The sequence below is a fragment of the Aquidulcibacter paucihalophilus genome (genome assembly GCF_002105465.1).
Taxonomy (GTDB): Bacteria; Pseudomonadota; Alphaproteobacteria; order Caulobacterales; family Aquidulcibacteraceae; genus Aquidulcibacter; species Aquidulcibacter paucihalophilus.
Genome location: NZ_NCSQ01000173.1, coordinates 1 through 18,290 on the forward strand (window position 1 = coordinate 1; position 18,290 = coordinate 18,290).

12 protein-coding genes are annotated in these 18,290 nt (G+C 57.3%); 7 read left to right on the forward strand and 5 right to left on the reverse strand.

Features of this window, described 5'->3' with window-relative positions; translation table 11 throughout:
- The first annotated feature begins 461 nt into the window (after nt 1-461).
- From acnA to B7364_RS16125, 5 genes are all read left to right on the forward strand, one after another.
- A complete protein-coding gene (gene acnA, locus B7364_RS16105; RefSeq protein WP_085341074.1) occupies nt 462-3,146 on the forward strand; it encodes an aconitate hydratase AcnA in 2,685 nt (894 codons plus the stop codon).
- A gap of 244 nt (nt 3,147-3,390) precedes the next feature.
- Complete coding sequence (gene rpoH, locus B7364_RS16110) at nt 3,391-4,275, forward strand: RNA polymerase sigma factor RpoH (protein ID WP_085341075.1); 885 nt, start codon at nt 3,391-3,393, stop codon at nt 4,273-4,275.
- 56 nt (nt 4,276-4,331) lie between these two features.
- Nucleotides 4,332-5,489, forward strand: coding sequence for a glycoside hydrolase family 53 protein (locus B7364_RS16115; protein WP_085341076.1), 1,158 nt, complete (start codon nt 4,332-4,334; stop codon nt 5,487-5,489).
- A gap of 54 nt (nt 5,490-5,543) precedes the next feature.
- Nucleotides 5,544-7,262, forward strand: a complete 1,719-nt coding sequence (locus tag B7364_RS16120) for an ATP-binding protein (protein ID WP_085341077.1) — start codon at nt 5,544-5,546, stop codon at nt 7,260-7,262.
- Nucleotides 7,263-7,305: 43 nt separating this feature from the next.
- On the forward strand, nt 7,306-9,102 hold the full coding sequence (locus B7364_RS16125; RefSeq protein ID WP_085341078.1) for an AmpG family muropeptide MFS transporter: 1,797 nt from the start codon (nt 7,306-7,308) through the stop codon (nt 9,100-9,102).
- Here B7364_RS16125 and B7364_RS16130 read toward each other — a convergent pair.
- On the reverse strand, nt 9,099-10,553 hold the full coding sequence (locus B7364_RS16130) for a sensor histidine kinase (protein WP_085341079.1): 1,455 nt from the start codon (nt 10,551-10,553) through the stop codon (nt 9,099-9,101). The two genes, B7364_RS16125 and B7364_RS16130, sit on opposite strands and share 4 nt — an antisense overlap.
- A 222-nt stretch (nt 10,554-10,775) precedes the next feature.
- On the opposite strand from B7364_RS16130, the gene B7364_RS16135 reads away from it, so the two are divergent.
- A complete protein-coding gene (locus B7364_RS16135; RefSeq protein WP_085341080.1) occupies nt 10,776-12,974 on the forward strand; it encodes a TonB-dependent receptor family protein in 2,199 nt (732 codons plus the stop codon).
- Nucleotides 12,975-13,246: 272 nt separating this feature from the next.
- On the opposite strand, the gene B7364_RS16140 is transcribed toward B7364_RS16135, so the two are convergent.
- The 3 genes from B7364_RS16140 to B7364_RS16150 form a co-directional block, all read right to left on the reverse strand.
- Nucleotides 13,247-14,074, reverse strand: coding sequence for an enoyl-ACP reductase FabI (locus B7364_RS16140; protein WP_085341081.1), 828 nt, complete (start codon nt 14,072-14,074; stop codon nt 13,247-13,249).
- A 123-nt stretch (nt 14,075-14,197) separates the two neighbouring features.
- Nucleotides 14,198-14,845, reverse strand: coding sequence for a cupin domain-containing protein (locus B7364_RS16145; RefSeq protein ID WP_157893758.1), 648 nt, complete (start codon nt 14,843-14,845; stop codon nt 14,198-14,200).
- A 105-nt stretch (nt 14,846-14,950) separates the two neighbouring features.
- Nucleotides 14,951-15,550 (reverse strand): sigma-70 family RNA polymerase sigma factor, encoded by a 600-nt coding sequence (locus B7364_RS16150; RefSeq protein WP_085341083.1) that lies wholly within the window; start codon nt 15,548-15,550, stop codon nt 14,951-14,953.
- 339 nt (nt 15,551-15,889) lie between these two features.
- On the opposite strand from B7364_RS16150, the gene B7364_RS16155 reads away from it, so the two are divergent.
- A complete protein-coding gene (locus tag B7364_RS16155) occupies nt 15,890-16,894 on the forward strand; it encodes an alpha/beta hydrolase (RefSeq protein ID WP_232780933.1) in 1,005 nt (334 codons plus the stop codon).
- Here B7364_RS16155 and B7364_RS16160 read toward each other — a convergent pair.
- Entirely contained in the window at nt 16,891-18,240 is a 1,350-nt protein-coding gene (locus tag B7364_RS16160; RefSeq protein ID WP_157893759.1) for a pectate lyase family protein, read from the reverse strand. The two genes, B7364_RS16155 and B7364_RS16160, sit on opposite strands and share 4 nt — an antisense overlap.
- Nucleotides 18,241-18,290: the final 50 nt, after the last annotated feature.

The following is an 18,290-nucleotide window of genomic DNA, read 5'->3' on the forward strand; positions in this document are numbered from 1 at the left end:
CCAATACAAATCTCAATTCCACAACTGACTTGATGACACCGTGAAAAAGGTTTTTATTTGGAAGGCTTTGGTGCAGGCTGTGCCTGCCCCAAAGGCCAAACTCACTTGTTGGTGGGCGATTTGACGGGTCAAGTCGCCCGAACACGCTGGATGTAGCGGTTGGGTGACCAGAAGGGTCACCAAAGTGCTTCTAGATAAACAGAAATCAAAGCTATGCCACCCAGGATGACATGGGCTTGAATTTACCCCCCGCCCACCTGCCCAAAAGCCTGAAACCCACCATAGACCTTTAACCATTTCCGCGCTAAAGCAGCGGCGCTGCCGATCACGGTGGCGATCCGCCGGTCGATACGCCGCTCACAAGCGCGCGACCCTTGCGGGCGAAGCTTGGATTGTTTGTTAGCCTCTGGTTAAGGGCAATCCAGTGATGATTAACTCGCTCGAACAAAGGACGGCTTATCATGCCCTCACTCAATAGTTTTAATTCTCGCCAGACTCTGACTGTCGGCGACAAGACCTATGTCTATTATTCGTTAGAAGCTGCCTCGAAAAATGGTCTTGGCGATGTTTCTAAACTACCCGTGACTTTGAAAATCTTGTTGGAAAACCTGTTGCGCGCCGAAGATGGCGTCACGGTGACCAAAGCCGATATTGAAGCGGTCGCCAAATGGGTGGAGAATAAAGGCAAGATTGAACACGAAATCGCCTTCCGCCCAGCCCGCGTTTTGATGCAGGACTTCACCGGCGTGCCCGCCGTAGTCGATCTAGCCGCCATGCGCGATGCGGCAGCAGCCCTTGGCTCCAACCCTGAAAAGGTCAATCCGCTGATCCCGGTAGATCTGGTGATCGACCACTCCGTCATGGTGGATTATGCCGGTAAGGACGACAGTTTTGCGAAGAACGTCGACCTCGAATATGACCGCAATGGGGAGCGCTATGAATTTTTACGCTGGGGCCAAAGCGCGTTTAAGAACTTCCGCGTCGTGCCTCCCGGCACGGGCATCTGTCACCAAGTGAATTTGGAATATCTGGCCCAAACCATTTGGACCGCCGAAGATGGCCGCGAGGAAGTTGCCTACCCCGATAGCGTTGTTGGCACCGACAGCCACACCACCATGATCAATGGCTTGGCCGTTTTGGGCTGGGGCGTTGGCGGGATTGAAGCTGAAGCTGCGATGCTGGGTCAACCCATCTCTATGCTGATCCCCGAAGTGGTTGGCTTTAAGCTGGATGGCAAATTGCCCGAAGGGGCAACGGCGACCGACCTTGTGCTGACCGTCACCCAAATGCTGCGTAAAAAGGGCGTTGTTGGCAAATTTGTGGAATTCTTTGGCCCAGGCCTTGATTCCATGACCTTGGAAGACCGCGCCACCATCGCCAATATGGCCCCCGAATATGGCGCAACCTGCGGCTTCTTCCCCGTGGCTGAAGACACAATCAACTTCTTGCGCGCCACCGGTCGTGATGCCCGCCGGGTCGCCTTGGTGGAGGCCTATGCCAAAGCCAATATGATGTGGAAACACGATGCGGGTCAGCCCGTCTTTACCGACGAATTGGCTTTAGATTTGGGCAGCGTCCAACCCTCGCTCGCCGGACCCAAGCGCCCACAAGACCGCGTCTTGGTGGCCGATGCGGCTAGTGCGTTCAAGACCGCGCTGGAAGGTGAATTTGGCAAGGCTGGCGAAGTCGCCAAGCGCGTGGGTGTCGAAGGTCACAACCATGACCTCGGCCATGGCGATGTTGTGATTGCAGCCATTACGTCGTGCACCAACACGTCTAACCCCTCGGTGCTGATTGCCGCAGGCCTTGTGGCCCGCAAGGCCCGCGCCAAAGGCTTGACCGTAAAGCCTTGGGTGAAGACGTCACTCGCCCCCGGCTCACAAGTGGTCACCGATTATCTGACCCAATCTGGCCTGCAGTCGGACTTGGATGCCATGGGCTTTAACTTGGTGGGCTATGGCTGCACCACCTGTATCGGTAATTCTGGCCCCCTGCCCGAAGAAATCACCAAGGCGATTGTCGCAGGCGATTTGGTGGCAGCATCTGTCTTGTCGGGCAATCGCAACTTTGAAGGCCGCGTCAATCCAGACACGCGCGCCAATTATCTGGCCTCCCCGCCATTGGTTGTCGCTTATGCTTTGGCGGGCTCCATGCAAGTGGACCTCAATAAAGAGCCACTCGGCACAGGGTCTGATGGCCAGCCCGTCTATCTGAAGGATGTGTGGCCAACATCGGCGGAAGTGTCGGCCATCATGCGCGACTATGTGACGGCAGAAATGTTTGCCCGTCGCTATGCCGATGTGTTCAAGGGTGACAAGAATTGGCAGGCGATCCAAGTCTCAGGCGGGCAAACCTATAATTGGCCGGCCAAATCGACTTATGTTGCCAACCCACCCTATTTCGAAGGCATGACCATGACGCCAAAGGGTGTGGAAGACATTCTGCACGCCCGCGTCTTGGGTCTGTTTGGCGATAGCATCACCACCGACCACATCTCGCCGGCAGGCTCGATCAAAGCATCCAGCCCCGCAGGCAAATTCCTGACCGAAAATGGCGTTTCGGCCATTGACTTCAACTCGTATGGGGCTCGGCGTGGCCACCATGAAGTGATGATGCGCGGCACTTTCGCCAATATTCGCATCAAGAACCAAATGGTTCCAGGTGTTGAAGGTGGCGTCACCAAGCATTGGCCAGATGGCGAAGTCATGCCGATCTATGATGCCGCCATGCTTTATAAGGATGCTGGCACGCCATTGGTCATCTTTGCGGGCAAAGAATATGGCACCGGTTCCTCGCGTGACTGGGCAGCCAAAGGCACCAATCTTTTGGGTGTTCGGGCCGTAATCACCGAGAGCTTTGAGCGTATTCACCGCTCTAACCTGATCGGGATGGGCGTTCTGCCCTTCCAATTCCGTGATGGCGTGACTTGGGCCAGCCTCAATCTGGTCGGCGATGAAATGGTGTCCATCTATGGCATTAAGGACATCGCGCCACGCAAAGAGATGGAAGTTGAAATCCGCCGCGCCGATGGCACGGTGGTAATCGCCCCCGTCATCAGCCGGATCGATACGGCCAACGAGCTCGATTATTATTTCTCAGGCGGCATTATGCAGTTCGTGCTGCGCCAATTGGCCCGGGCCGCGTAAGCCACCCCATCGAACCCAGATGAGGGCCTTCTGACTGCGTCAGAAGGCCCTTTTTCATCTTGGATCAGCTCTGCTTATCCAACGCATGATGAAACCTTACCAATCATTCATCAGGTCAGGCCTTTATTTTGCCTAATCGCACTCCTAAGTAGAGTCTCGAACGCCGGAACGGGACGTAAATCCCGGCCCCCGACGCTCCTGCTATTGCCCGGCTAACAGGGTAATTCTTTTGGGGAGTGGATCTATGACTCGCGCACTCGCGCTTAATGTTGGGCCAGAGCTTGGCCTACAGCGGTATCTCACCGAGATCCGTAAATTTCCAATGCTGGATAAGGACGAGGAATATATGCTCGCCAAGCGTTGGCGTGAGCATGAAGACACGGGCGCGGCTGAAAAGCTGGTGACGAGCCATTTGCGCCTCGTGGCAAAGATGGCCATGGGTTATCGCGGCTATGGCCTGCCCGTGGCCGAAGTCATTTCAGAAGGCAATATCGGCCTGATGCAGGCCGTAAAGAAGTTTGACCCTGAAAAGGGCTTCCGCTTGGCGACCTATGCCATGTGGTGGATTCGCGCTTCGATCCAGGAATATGTGTTGCGGTCTTGGTCCTTGGTCAAAATGGGCACGACGGCTGCGCAAAAGAAATTGTTCTTCAACCTCCGCCGCATGAAGTCGAAAATGCAGGCGATTGAAGAAGGCGACCTCAAGCCTGAAGAGGTCGACTATATTGCGACCCAATTGGCGGTGACGAATGACGAAGTGATCTCGATGAACCGCCGCTTGTCGGGCCCAGATGCCTCGCTCAATGTTCGCGTGGGCGAAGATGGTGGCGGGGAATGGCAGGACTGGTTGGCGTCGGATGACGAGAGCGCCGAGACCGAATATGCCGAGCGCGAGGAACATGATGAGCGCATGATTTTGCTCAATCAAGCCTTGTCGACCTTAAACGAGCGCGAACAGCACATCATCCGCGAGCGCCGCCTGCGCGATGATCCGGTGACGTTGGAAGACCTCGCCGATCATTATGGCGTCAGCCGCGAGCGCATTCGCCAGATTGAAGTGCGCGCCTTTGAAAAAATGCAAGCCGCGATCAAAAAGGCAGCGCTTGAGAGTGGGTTGATCGCCGCCTAATCTGCTTGCGCCGTTTGGCATTGAATGGTCATGTAGCCGCTTCAAGGAGTGGCTGCATGACTTTTTCTCGGCGCCGGGCGCTGGCCGCAGGGCTTGGACTTTTAACCGCGAGTGGCCTTATTCGCACCAGCGCTGCCGCCCCAGCCAAAGCCGCCACCAATCCAGACTTCTATTTTGGCGCAGACCTGTCTTATGTGAATGAGATGGAAGATTGCGGGGCCGTCTTTCGCCAGGGCGGAAAGCGGGTCGACCCCTATCACTTATTTGCCGATACGGGCCATAATTTGGTGCGCCTGCGCCTGTGGAATAACCCCGATTGGACAACTTACAGCCATTTCGACGATGTGCGCCGCTCGATGCGCCGGGCCAAAGCGAGCGGGCAGAAAGTGTTGTTGGACTTCCATTATTCGGATGATTGGGCCGATGGCGACAAGCAATGGATCCCTAAAGCTTGGGAAAACATCCCAACCACAGAGGGTCTCGCCGCTGCGGTCTATCAATTCACTTTTGATACTTTGACCAAGCTCGCAGGCGAAGGCCTGATGCCGCATATGGTCCAAGTTGGGAATGAAACCAATAAGGAAATGATGGGGCGGAAGGATTGGAAGTGGGAGACGCGGACCACCGATTGGGTCCGCAACGCGGCGTTGTTCAACGCCGGAATCAGGGCGGTTCGTGAGGCAGGCAAAGCCACCAGCACCGCACCAAAAATCATGTTGCATATCGCCCAGCCCGAAAATGCGGAGCCGTGGTTTGCTAAAGCGACCGAGGCGGGCGTGACCGATTTTGATTATATCGGCCTGTCCTATTATCGGAAATGGTCAAGCCAAGGCTTAGATGGCCTCAATGCCACCATCGCCCGCCTCACCGCCACCTATCAGGCCAAAGTGATTGTGGTTGAAACCTCTTATCCTTGGACGACTGACGGGGCCGATGAGGCCGCCAATTTGTTGGGGCCTGATACATTGATCCAGGAATATCCCGCCACACCGGAAGGCCAGCTACGCTATTTGGTCGACCTCACCCAAGGCGTGATCAGCCATGGCGGGGTGGGTGTGGTTTATTGGGAACCTGCGTGGGTCTCCACCTCGTGCAAGACGCGTTGGGGGAAAGGCTCGCATTGGGAGAATGCAACCTTCTTTGATTTTAAGCGCGGCAATGAGGCTCTGCCTGCCTTTGGCTATGTCCGTCATCCCTATGTTTGGCCCAACTAGCCCGCGCGGCGCGCGGGCAGCCATTCCTTAACCCCTCTCTGCTAGGGTACAGGCATGACGAACATGACCTTCGCTTTGAGCGACTTGCCCGATTGCGCCATTCTCGCCAGCAAAAATGGCCGCGTTTTAGAAGCAAATGCGCTTGCTCTGCAGCGATTTGGCGACCAAGTGGCTCTGGGTGCCTTTGCCCCTTGGTATGAGGCCCGCTTTGGCTGGAGCATCCAAGAGCGCGAGGATGGCAGCCAATTAGGCCTATTCCGCCCCGATGCGGACGAGACGGCGCGCGGCAAGACCATGTTGTTTGCCACCTTGAGCCACGAAATCCGCACACCTCTGAACGGGATTTTGGGCATGGCGGGCCTGTTGGCCATGAGCGAGCTGACCAGCGCCCAACGCTCTTGGCTGGGAGCGGTCACCGATTCTGGTCAGCATCTGCTCGCGCTCCTCAACGATATTCTCGATTATGCCAAGCTCGAAAGCGGCAAGATTGAGCTGGAGACCATGGTCTTTAATCCAGCCAAAACCCTGCAGTCGGTTGCAGAGCTTTGCTCGCCACGCGCGCATGAAAAGAATATCGAAATTGCGTTGGCAGTCGCACCCGATGTGCCGGTGGAGGTGGCAGGCGATGATGGTCGCTTACGCCAGATCATTTTGAACTTGGCCTCAAACGCCGTGAAATTCACCCAAGAGGGCGGCGTGTTGCTGCGGCTTGAGGCGACAGGCGTCAACCATTTGCGCTTCTGCGTGGAGGATACCGGTATTGGCATCCCGACCGATAAGATGGAGCGCGTGTTTGACGAATTCCAACAGGCCGATTCCTCGCACTCGCGCCGCTTTGGCGGCACGGGCCTTGGCTTGGCCATTGTCAAGAAACTAACCACCGCCTTGGGCGGCACCGTGAGCCTGAAGAACCGAGACGGGGGCGGCACGGTGTTTTGGATCGACATTCCTTTTGAGACCGTCACACCTGCCCCCACGCGCAGCCAGCGCTTAACGGGCAAAACCATCGCCATTCAAAGCCAATCAACACTTCTGGTCGAGGCTTTGAGCTTGGCACTTGAAGACGAAGGGGCATTGGTAAAGCGGGTTGAAACACCGCGCCAAGCCAAAGAAGCCAGCGTGATCCTGCTGGATCACCATACCGATACCGTGCAAGCCGCGCCGTGGCTGAAATGCGCCAGCCCTGTGGTGGCCTTGATCCCACAAGAGCGGCGCGACCTGATTGATGATTATCGGGCCAAGGGTGCGATCGGCTATTTGATCAAACCGCTTCGCATCGCCTCCTTGATTGAGCGTGTGGCCTTGGCCGCTGGGGAAGGCGTGGATACACGTCCTGTGGTGGCCAATGACGAGCGCGCCGACACCACCCCGATTGCAATCGGCCTGCGTGTCCTCTTGGCAGAAGACAATCCGATCAATGCGCTTTTGGCCAAATCGCTTTTGGTGCGCAATGGCTGCCATGTCGTAGCTGTTGGCAATGGGGCCGAGGCGCTGACAGCGGTGCAAGACGCGCCTTATGATCTGGTCCTGATGGATGTCCATATGCCGGTGATGGACGGGTTTGAAGCAACCCGGGCGATCCGGGCTTTGGGTGGTCGGTTCTTGGAGATGCCGATTATCGCCTTGACGGCAGCAGCCATGGAAGAGGATCGCCGTGCTTGTAAAAATGCTGGCATGAACGACTTCATTACCAAGCCCCTCGACCCGGCCATGCTGTCGTCTGTATTAGAGCGCTGGACGAATGCGTCCAGACAGGCCACTTTCGCCGCCTGATTCAGGACGCTTCTTTAAGGTCCTGACCCTTGTGAGGACCCTCATGGCTGGCAAAAAAGCGGTTGAACCTGAATTAGAACTGGGTGCCGACGATAAAGTGGGCGTCGGGGCCTTTTTCGAGCGCCCTTCGCTGGTCATGTTTGGTCTAGGCTTTGCAGCGGGCATGCCCAATCAATTGGCAGGCCTTGCCTTAGCCATCTGGCTGCGTGAAGCCGGGGCATCGCTGGCGTTGATCGGCTTGATGGGGTTAGCCACCCTCACCTATGCCTTGAAATTCCTATGGGCCCCCTTAGTGGACCGGGTTGCCATTCCGGTTTTGGACAAAGCTTTGGGCCGTCGCCGTGCGTGGATGCTCTTAACCCAAGCCATTGTCATTGTCGGCCTTTTGTTGATGGCGACCAGCGACCCGGCCCTTGCCTTTACAAAGGAAGGTGATGCCACAGCCGCTTTCATTCCCTTTGCCGCTTTTGCCGTCCTGATTGCTTTGGCCGGGGCCACCCAAGACATTGCGATTGACGCTTGGCGCATTGAAGTTGCCCGCGACGCCAATCGCTTGGGCGTTTTGACCGCGACTTATCAATGGGGCTACCGCGTTGCGATTCTGTTAGCAGGTGCCCTTCCCCTCTTTGTCGCTCAAGCCCTGAATGGCGACCAATATGGTTGGCTCGGCTGGGCCGTTGCTTATGCCGCAATGGCCGGCTTTATGGGTCTGGCGATTGTCTCAACCTTGTTAGCCCCGCGCGAAACCACAGCCCCGGCACCGCGCTGGGTCGCCCCTGCCGACGTTCCAGATCGCGGCATAATCGACTATTTGGAATGGGTTGGCCGACTGGCGCTGATGCTGCTGGCTGCCTGTGTGCTGGCAGTCGGTCTTGCGGGCAAAGCCGAGCCCTTGGCTTGGTTGGTGGGCGGATTTTACGGCGGCACCAAGGAAATGAGCGCAGCCTTAGCGGCGCGACCTTGGGGCGTCTGGCAACAAGTAGGTTATGCGCTTATTGGCCTCAGCCTTGTGGTCATTGCCTGCTTACAAATCCCCCGCGTGAAAACCCGCCCTGGGGCCTATTTCAAAGCCGCATTGGGCGATCCGCTGGCTGACTTCTTCAGCCGATATAAGGATTTGGCGAGCCTGATTTTGGTGTTCATCTGCGTTTATCGCATGGCAGACTTCGTGCTGAATCTAACCTCGACCATGTATCTGGACGCGGGCTTCTCAAAAGACTCCATCGCCTTTGCCCAAAAGTTTTTCGGCGCGGCCATGAGCGCGATTGGGGCCGGCCTCAGTGGGTGGTTGGTTTTGAAGTTTGGCCTATTCCGGTGCCTGATCATCGGGGCATTCTTGCAGCCCATTTCAAACTTGGCCTTCATCACCATTACTTTGACAGGCCCCAATGTACCGGCCCTCTATGTGGCTATCGGCATCGACAATTTATCGGGAATGTTCGCTGGTACCTGCCTCATCATGTATATGTCCATGCTGACCAAAGAGGGTTTTACCGCCACCCAATATGCGGTGTTTTCTTCTCTCTATGCTTTGCCCGGGAAGATTATCACAGCCTTGTCTGGCCGCGTCGTAGAAGGGGCGGCTAAAGCCTCTGAAACCGGGTGGCTGGCCGCCATGAAGCCGTGGTTCAACCATTTGCCAGCCGACTCCTTTGCTGCTGGCGGGGCAAAGCTGGGCGTATCCGGTCAGGCGCTCGCCGCAGGCTATACCGCTTTCTTCTTCTACACCTCGTTGATCGGGATTTTCGGCATCATCATGGCGCTGATTATCTCGCGCGGGCCAGCGCGGGAAATTCTCGAACGGGAGAAAAGGGAAGAGGCCGAAGCCTCTAAAGCCTAAACATCTTCATCGGCAAGGTCGGATTTTTCCGCCGACAGGCGAACCACAAAATCGGTGCCCTCCGAACAGGTTGTGGCCAAGAGGATATCGCCCCCGTTTAGGCGCGCCAGTTCGCGGGCGATGGCAAGGCCCAGACCCGTACCACCCGTGAGGCCACTGCCAGCGAAAGGCATAAACAAATTCTCCTGCACGCGCTTGGGCAGGCCCGGCCCCGTATCAACCACATGTAGATCAATCTGGGCATCGGCAACCAAGGCATAAGCGCGAATGGTGCCGGGCTTGCCTGATTGGACAATGGCCTGGGCGGCATTGCGAATAAGATTGGTCAAAATCCGATGCAAATGCTCGCCATCGATTTCAATCTCAAGATCAGTTGGAACATCATGCTGCCACGGCACATTGAGGCCCGCCAAAGCTTCTTCGGCGGCATCATCCAGCGCGTCTGACAAATAGAGAAGCTCGCGCTCTGGGGGTCTTTCTTGCGCTTTGCCGAACGCCAATGTTGATTGCGCCAGATTGACGGCCCGCTGCAAAGCCCGCTCTAGCCGCGGGGCTGTGGCGCGCACAACCGGATCATCTACCGATGCCAAACGTTCACTGACCAATTGCGCCGCGCCCAAAGAGTGGCGTAGATCGTGGGAGATTTTCGAAACCGCAAGCCCCAATTGTGCCAGCCGATCCTTCTGAATAAACGCTTGGCGCACCGTGTCTTGCATGGCCGAAAAAGCCACCTCGGCTTGGCCAATTTCATCGCTCCGCCCCGAGGGGATCAGCGCGCGACTGGCATCGGTTGGGGCCATGCTGAAACGGCCAATCGCCCGGGTCAGACGCCGCATAGGTCGCACAAATCCATCCGCCAAGGCCGCATAAATCAGCGCCCCAATCGTCAGCGACAGGGCCAAGGATGCCAATAATACCTGCCAAGTCGACCGCAACAACGATTCCTTTAGCGGTGCTTCGGCCACAATAACTTCCAGCTTGATAGCCGCATTGGTTTGTGGGCGGCCAACAATTCGGAGGTATCGACCCTCCGGCGCGGCATAGGCCTCCAAAACGCCCGAGAGCGAGCGGCCAATGGTTTGCGCCTCCGGATTAATGTCTATGATGGGGCCCTGAGGCGTTCCCCCCAACACCTCAAGACGCGCATCATCTTGCAGGATGGTGACAGATTGGATTTCGGCGGCACGCACCAATTCCGACGTCCGTCCCCCCATTAGTCCGTAAGAATCCGGGGCGGTGACGGCCAAGGCAACGATTTCTGCGGTGTTGAGACGGTTGATAATCCATTCGTCGCGCAAGCTCGCCATGGTTGGCAAAAAGAAAAGCGCTTCAGTCAGCAGGATAAAACCCGCCCCAATGGTCAAGAGACGCGCCGTCAAGCCATCATTGGGCTTAAACTGCGGCGCGGCGGTCGAGGAAACTCCCTCAAGGCTATCCAATGGGGTGTTCATGGTCACCTTTGTCGCATGCCCATCCAAAAAAGCTTCCCATGACCTCAGTGGCCCCGCACCAAACAAGGTCCGTACACCACTCCATGTGCGATCCTTAGGCGCTTGTCACCCCATAATCTAGGCATTGTTCATAGAGAGGAAACGCTGAAAAAGCCAGTGATGACTGCATTTTACGTTTTTTGCCAGTTGTTTTTGCAAATCATTCGCAATATGAAACTAAGAATGAGTATCACTATAAATAAGCCGAACCGCCCCCTCCCCCCATTTGCGCGCGCGCTTTGTGTCGGGGGCCTCGTTCTCCTGGCACCAAGCCTTGCCCCCAGCTTGGCGATTGCTGAAGCAGCCGCCCCGGTCGAAACCATCATCGTGATTGGTCAGAAGGATGGCCTGCGCACCATTCCAGGCTCTGGTGCCACGATTGAGCAGGCCGATCTGGTTCGCGCGCGCATCTTGTCCGTCAATGAAGCCTTGCGCCAAGTGCCCGGTGTGTTTGCGCGTGATGAAGAGGGGATGGGCCTACGACCCAATATTGGCATTCGCGGCCTGTCGCCGACACGTTCCAGCAAAGTCCTCTTGCTCGAAGATGGTTTGCCCCTCAGCTTTGCGCCTTATGGCGACAATGCCACCTATTACCACCCGCCAATCCGCCGCTATAGCCGGATTGAAATTCTAAAAGGGGCCAGCCAAATCCGCTTTGGTCCCAATACGGTCGGCGGCGTGATCAATTATGTAACCCCACCTGCCCCAGAGGCCTTTGAAGGCCAAGCCACCTGGGCAGCCGGCTCGGATGGCTATGTGGAAACTGACCTTAATCTGGGCGGCCCGATTGCCGGAATGCGCGCCCTTTTCCACGCAAATGCCACCCAATCAGATGGGGCGCGCGAAAATCAATCGCTGAAGATCAATGACCTCTATCTGAAGCTCGAAAAAAGCTTGGGCGAGCATCACGATCTGACTCTGCGCATCAGCCGCTATGGCGAAGATAGCCAAGTGACCTATTCAGGCCTGACCCAAGCCGAGTATCTGGCCAATCGACGGCAAAATGCGTTTGTGAATGATGGGTTTAAGGCCGTTCGGGTCGGGGCCTCCATGCTGTGGGCCTGGGCGATTGATGACACCACGACCTTAAAGACGTCGGCCTCTTATTCCTGGTTTGATCGCGATTGGTGGCGCCAATCGTCCAACTCCGCCCAGCGGCCCAATGATGCGTCTGACCCGACCTGCGGCAGCATGGCGAACCTTCTGACCACCTGTGGCAACGAAGGCCGCCTGCGCGAATATCACACCTATGGCTTTGAGAGCCGCCTGAGCAAAACGGGCGAGATCGGCGCTGTGAAGTTTGAGAGCGAACTGGGCATTCGCTATAGCGATGAGCGGCAAAACCGTCTGCAAATCAATTCCGACACCCCAACCGGTCGCACACCCGGCACCAGCGTGAATGCAGGCGTGCGCGAGAATAATCTGCGTTATCTGCAGGCTTGGTCTGGCTTTGCCACCACCAAGGCGACAATCGGGGCGTGGACGCTGTCACCGGGCATTCGCTATGAATCGATTGATTTCCAGCGCGTGAACCGTCTCAATCCAGCAAGCCCGGTGCGCGGCGAGGATCAAATCCAGGAATGGATTCCGGGCCTTGGCATCTCCTACAAGATCAGCCCGCGCTTTGCCGCCTATGTGGGCGTACATGAGGGCTTCTCACCGCCGCGCGTCGAAGATGCGATCAACAACTCTACCGGGGCATCGGTCAATCTGGGGCCAGAGACCAGCACCAATTGGGAAGCGGGCCTGCGCGGCGACATTGCCAAGGGCCTTGCAATCGACCTCACCTGGTTCCGCATGGATTTTGACAATCAGATCGTGCCAAGCTCGGTCGCGGGCGGGGCGGGGGCCACGCTGACAAGCGCGGGCGAGACTTTGCACCAAGGGTTTGAAGCGTCGCTGCGCGGCTCACTCGCCGATATGGGTGTGATGACGACGGGCAATGACCTCTATTTCCGCGCCGCGCTCACCCATGTGGCCGACGCCAGCTATGTTGGCACACGCTTTTCGGGCGTGGCGGGCAATACAACGCGGTCGGTCACAGGCAACCGCCTGCCCTATGCGCCGCACTGGCTAATCAATGCCGCCATAGGTTATCAGCTTGGCACGATGGGCGAAGTGCAGGTCGAATATGTGCGCACCGATGAAATGTTCACCGACGATCTCAATACCATCACCCCAACGGCAGACGGCCAACGCGGCTTGATCAAGGCTGCCGACATCTGGAACGTTACCCTGAACCTCCACCCCGAAAACTGGCCCTTAGGTGCCTATATTGCCGTGAAAAATGCGGGCGACGCGCGCTTTATCGTCGACCGCTCCCGCGGCATCCTCCCGGGCGCCCCTCGGCAGGTGCAGTTCGGATTGACGAAGGCGTTTTAGGGGGGGCTTCCGTCAGGAATGTACCAAGGGCAAACAAACCGTGAAGGTTTCTTTGACTTGGAACGCCTCAATGCGTCGCTCCGCTTGCCTTGAAGCCGTCCGACAATTCTTGTTGCGCAAGCTTTGAAGTCAAGGGGTGCAATCGACTTCGTCGACGCGCGAAGCGCGCGCCTTGACGCCCCGCCTTGCGCCCTCAAACTCGGACATCGCGTTTGCGAAGGCAGGGCCTGCGGCAAAGGCGATCCAAAGCGGAAGAAGCTTCAACGGGTGGCCTAGCCCTCGTTCAGACCATCCGGCACGCCAACGACGTGGAAGCCTGCGTCGACATGGATGACTTCGGCGGTGGTGGAACGGCCGATGTCGGACAAGAGCCAGAGGGCGCAGCCCGCAATGCCTTCCATCGTGGTGTCTTCCTTCATCAAGGACCATTCACGGCCGGTATTCACAAGGCCACGGCCGCCTTGAATACCAGCCAAGGCCAAGGTCCGCATGGGCCCGGCGCTGATGGCGTTGACGCGGATGCCGCTGGGGCCCAAGTCACGCGCGATATAGCGGGTGGCGGCTTCCAGCGCTGCTTTGGCGACGCCCATCACATTGTAAGATGGCAAGACACGCTCTGCCCCCAGATAGGACAAGGTGATCATCGAGCCGCCGGGCGACATCAAGGGGGCTGCACGCTTGGCACACGCCACCCACGAGAAGGCTGAGATATCCATGGTGCGCAGGAAGTTTTCGCGCGTGGTGTTTTCCACAAATGAGCCCTTGAGTTCATTCTTATCGGAAAAGGCGATGGCGTGGACCAAGAAGTCTAGCCCGCCCCATTTCTCCTGAATGGCGGCAAAAACAGCATCCAAAGCTGCATCATCGGTGACATCGCACGGCAAAATCAACTCGGAGCCGACGCTTTCGGCCAAGGGCCGCATGCGCTTTTCAAGCGCCTCACCTTGATAGGTAAAGGCCAGTTCTGCGCCTTGGGCGGCCAATTGGCTGGCAATGCCCCAAGCGATCGATTTGTCATTGGCCACGCCCATAATCAGGCCGCGCTTGCCCTTCATCAGTGTTCCGGTTGGATAGCCAGTTTCTTTCGTTTCGCTGCTCATGAGAGCTCCTGCCGCTGAGAATGCTTCCAATCATGTGACGGTCACATGATGCGTGGCGCTTCATTGCCCTGTCCGTGCCAAGGGTCAAGAGGCAGGTGCGGCGAGAGGGTTGGGGGGATTGGGCTAGTGGCGGGTAAAGAGGCGCTGCAACATGCCGAGCGCGCCGGTCAAGGCGATGTCGCCTTCTTCCACGGTTAAGGCCAAACAAACCCCACCGGGTAAAGCAACAGGATGGTGCATTTGACCGGGCCGCTTGATTGACAAGTCGCCGGGGCCAAAGCGGCCTGTGCCATCTTCAAAGGCCCCAGCCACCACCAAGGTACATTCAGTGCCCGTATGGTCGTGATGGGGGGCGCCATGGCCGGGCTCAATCCGCAACAGCTTGGCACGCAGTGCGCCGCCTGTCTCCAATGCCATGGATTTGACGCCGGGGCCTGCAAAGGTCCAGCCCTCGCGGGCTGCGGAATCGAGGCTGATGTCCCGCAAGGGTTGGGGCAGGCCCAAAAGCTCGTCCAAAGCCCGCCCTGCCGCATGCACAGCTTCGCGGGCTTGGGCGTGGCTGTCTTCCAGCGCATCAATTTGTGCCAGAACATTGGCAAGAAACGTGTCTGAAACCGGGGCTGGGGCTTGGGCTTCTAATGCGTCGCCGCCAATCACATCGCCAAGATCAAGCGACAAGGGCGCAATGCCTTTGAGCGCCGCTTGGGTCTCTACCAACAGGCGCAGAGACGGGTCTGCGGTCAGGAAGTCATCAGGATAAGCGCTGATCATTTTCTTCCCTAATCCAAACCCTAAAAGCCAAAGTGCTGTGATCTTCCCAAGATAACCGATATTGGTTGCCATTTCCTAACGTCAAGGCGAAATGGCCGCAATAGGTCAGTCTGGGCTGTCGAGTTTCGATCTGAGTTTCAAAAAAGCCAACCGAAGTCGGGACTTGACCGTGCCGAGTGGTGTGCCGGTCTGTTCAGCAATCTCGCGGTGCGACAGGCCGTCATAAAAGGCTTGATGCAAAAGCTGGCGCTGTTCTTCGGGCAGATCGACAATGGCCGCCCGCACCAAATGGTCGCGCTCTGCACCCGTTATCAGCGAATCGGCAGCCGGAGGCGCTGAGGGCAACAAGAGCGGGTCATTGGGGTCGAGCTCTGGCTTAGTCGTGCGGCGAATGGCATCAATGCGCTTGTTGCGCGCAACCCGAAACAGCCAGGTCGAGACCGAAGCTTGCGTGCGATCAAACAAGTCGGCCTTGCGCCAGACCGTGACCATCACATCTTGGGCCAATTCTTCGGCCAGCGCATTATCGGCACCCAAGCGCATCAGATAGGCTTTCACGCGCGGACCGTAATAGGCAAACAACTCCCCATAGGCAGCCTTGTCTTTATGCAGGGCGACGGCTTCCATCAGGTCGGCAAAACGATCACGCTCCCCCTCAGTCAAGGCCCCCGGGCTGGGCGGGGCTTTGCCAGTGGCAGACCCCATCGGGCTCGCTTGAGGCTTGCGTGAAGAATTGTCCGAAAAAGACATGGGGTTTGGAAGCTACTTTCTACGGCGCTCTGTCTAGCAAGGAAACCACGACGCGCGTACACGTCTTACCACGCAGGACATCACAAAGTAAGGCAAAGGCAACAGTCTGTACTCGGGACGTTTTTTGGGGGCCCTCCCCACATAAAGTGTGAGAAAAGCGACGCAATCGCATAAAGGGACGCGACAAAGGGTGCAAGGTGACAAACAAAACCTATGACTGACCCGGCTTAGGCATAATGAGGCCGCCTCCACCTAGTGGATAGAGCGGTGAAAAATCCAAGGATGGGAGATGTGATGCAAAGCTTAGCCAGCCCCACGCGCCTAACCCGCTTTATGGCTCGAATGGTTATGACGCTGGTGCCGTTAGCCGCTTGGCCCGCCCTGTCACAGGCGCAGACGGCGGCGGTGCGCATAGAGCCTGACGCGATCATCCAACTCTGGCCCGGCACGGCACTCGGTGCGCCCAACCCTTTGCCGAAGGAAGAAATTGTATTCCGCAACACCTCGTTCGATTTGCTCGACCGCGCCGTCCATCAGGTTGCAACCCCCAATCTCAGCCTCTTCCGACCGAAGAAGCCCAACGGGGCTGCCATTCTGATGATTCCAGGTGGGGGATATTCCTTGGTGGTGATCGACAAGGAAGGCTATGAGGGGGCCGAGCGCTTTGCCGCCGAGGGCTATATGGTCTATGTGCTGCGCTATCGCCTGCCCCATCAGGGCTGGGCGGCAGGGCCAGATACGCCCTTGCAAGACGCCCAGCGCGCCATACGCCTGATCCGCTCGCGGGCCAGCCAAGACGGCATCCAAGCCAATCAGATCATGGTCATGGGCTTTTCTGCGGGCGGCCATGTCGCAGGCTCACTCGCCCTCAAATTCGACCAACACGTTGCCCCACCGCTCGACAATGTGGATGGTCTGTCGGCCAAACCTGACTTGGCTGTCCTGATGTATCCGGTCGTGACGATGACGGAGCCTTTTCGCCACGCCAACTCGCGCGAGAATCTGATCGGGCAAGGCCCCAGGCCTGCAGCGATTGTCGCTTATTCCCTTGAAACCTCGGCACGGGCCGATGCGCCGCCCCTCTTCATCCTGCACGCAAGCGATGACCCTGCCGTTCCGGTTGAAAACGCCTTAGCGCTCTACGAGGCAGCGCGGCGGGCGAAAACTTCCGTGACGCTACATCTGTTTGAAAAAGGCGGCCACGGCTTTGGTCTGCGGGGCATTGCCGGTACGCCTTTGGCTGTCTGGCCAAACCTCGTGTTGAGCTGGGCGCAGGATAAGGGCTTCCCGAGGCCTTAGGTCCCGCGTGATTTAGCGCCTGAATCCAGCACATCGGGACGACGGGGTTCCATGGTCGATAAGTCCCAATCCTCCGGGACAAACGCGCGATAGGTTGGCTTTTGCACCGGATATCCGCCGACTTCACTTTCGCTATCGATGATTTTTCCGCGACCCTCGGCAATATCAGCCAAAATGCGCACATCATGGGCGTCGCGGTCCCAAGGCCGGGCACCAACCTTGGTCAACAGCTCTGCTTCAAGGCCAGAGGCAGGGCTAATCTTTAAGCCCGCAGGAAGGTCGAGTGGCTGGGTTGCCAGATTGATTTTTGCGGCACCAGAGGTGTAGCGACCCGTTTGTGGGAGGGCTTTGCCATTCATATCTTGGGCAATATTGTCGCGCAGGAACAGGTCGAGATCACCCTGCCCGCCTAACATCACCAGCGGCAGGCCGGGGGCGGTATTGTGCCCGCCGCGCATAGCATTGCCAATCACAGTCATCCGGCCATTCTGGAAGGTTTGGGTGCCCCATTCATTGGCCATCAGATTGTAATGAATAGCCCGATAGCCTGGATTATAGATCAGATTATTGATGATCGCGCCATGCACGCCCCCTTTAAACAAAGGATTACGCTCAACATTGTGGGCATAAATGTTGCGATAGATCAGGATGTCGTTGGCATTATCATGGATGAGAGAGCCCTTCGAATGCTCTCCCTTCGCATGGGTCGCATTGGCCAAGCTTTCGGCGATCAAATTGTTGGAATAGGTGATCTGGCGCGAGGTGCCTGCCCGCCATTCAGCGGGGGTTTTGCCGGTAAAGCGTGGGCCAGAGGCGGATAGGTTTTCATCTGTCCCCCAAGTCAGGCTGCAATGATCAACGATCACATGACGCGCGCCAATGGTGGAGAAGGAATCAAAGTCATTGCCGCTCATCTTAGGCTTGCCAGCCTCCCCTGCCCGCACCCGAATGTGGCGCATGATGACCTCAGAGGTGGCCACATCGATGCCGCCCCGGATCAAGGTAATACCGGGCGATGGGGCGGTTTGTCCGGCAATCGTCAAAAATGGCTCGGTGATTCTCAGCGTCGTGGCTTCCAAATCAATGACGCCACCCACTTCAAACACAATGATTCGCGGCCCCTTGGTTTCTAAAGCTTGCTTGAAAGAACCCGGGCCATCCTTGGCCAAAGTCGTGACGCGCAAAATCTGCCCGCCACGCCCGCCACGTGTGTTCGCAGCCCATCCGACGGCGCCGGGGAAAGCCTTTTGAGCCGTCGCGGCGGCCAAGGTCTGCGCCATGCCGGGGCTGACGATCAAAGCCACACCTGCCGCTGAAGTCGCGCCCAAAAGCTGTCTGCGGTTCATGCCGCTTCTCCCCTGTTTGACGATCCAAAGGATAGATGGACCATCGATTT

Coding starts and splice junctions, on each gene's coding strand:
- acnA (WP_085341074.1), top strand. CDS start 462: ATGCCCTCACTCAATAGTTTTAATTCTCGCCAGACTCTGACTGTCGGC.
- rpoH (WP_085341075.1), top strand. CDS start 3,391: ATGACTCGCGCACTCGCGCTTAATGTTGGGCCAGAGCTTGGCCTACAG.
- B7364_RS16115 (WP_085341076.1), top strand. CDS start 4,332: ATGACTTTTTCTCGGCGCCGGGCGCTGGCCGCAGGGCTTGGACTTTTA.
- B7364_RS16120 (WP_085341077.1), top strand. CDS start 5,544: ATGACGAACATGACCTTCGCTTTGAGCGACTTGCCCGATTGCGCCATT.
- B7364_RS16125 (WP_085341078.1), top strand. CDS start 7,306: ATGGCTGGCAAAAAAGCGGTTGAACCTGAATTAGAACTGGGTGCCGAC.
- B7364_RS16130 (WP_085341079.1), bottom strand. CDS start 10,553: ATGAACACCCCATTGGATAGCCTTGAGGGAGTTTCCTCGACCGCCGCG.
- B7364_RS16135 (WP_085341080.1), top strand. CDS start 10,776: ATGAGTATCACTATAAATAAGCCGAACCGCCCCCTCCCCCCATTTGCG.
- B7364_RS16140 (WP_085341081.1), bottom strand. CDS start 14,074: ATGAGCAGCGAAACGAAAGAAACTGGCTATCCAACCGGAACACTGATG.
- B7364_RS16145 (WP_157893758.1), bottom strand. CDS start 14,845: ATGATCAGCGCTTATCCTGATGACTTCCTGACCGCAGACCCGTCTCTG.
- B7364_RS16150 (WP_085341083.1), bottom strand. CDS start 15,550: ATGGGGTCTGCCACTGGCAAAGCCCCGCCCAGCCCGGGGGCCTTGACT.
- B7364_RS16155 (WP_232780933.1), top strand. CDS start 15,890: ATGCAAAGCTTAGCCAGCCCCACGCGCCTAACCCGCTTTATGGCTCGA.
- B7364_RS16160 (WP_157893759.1), bottom strand. CDS start 18,240: ATGAACCGCAGACAGCTTTTGGGCGCGACTTCAGCGGCAGGTGTGGCT.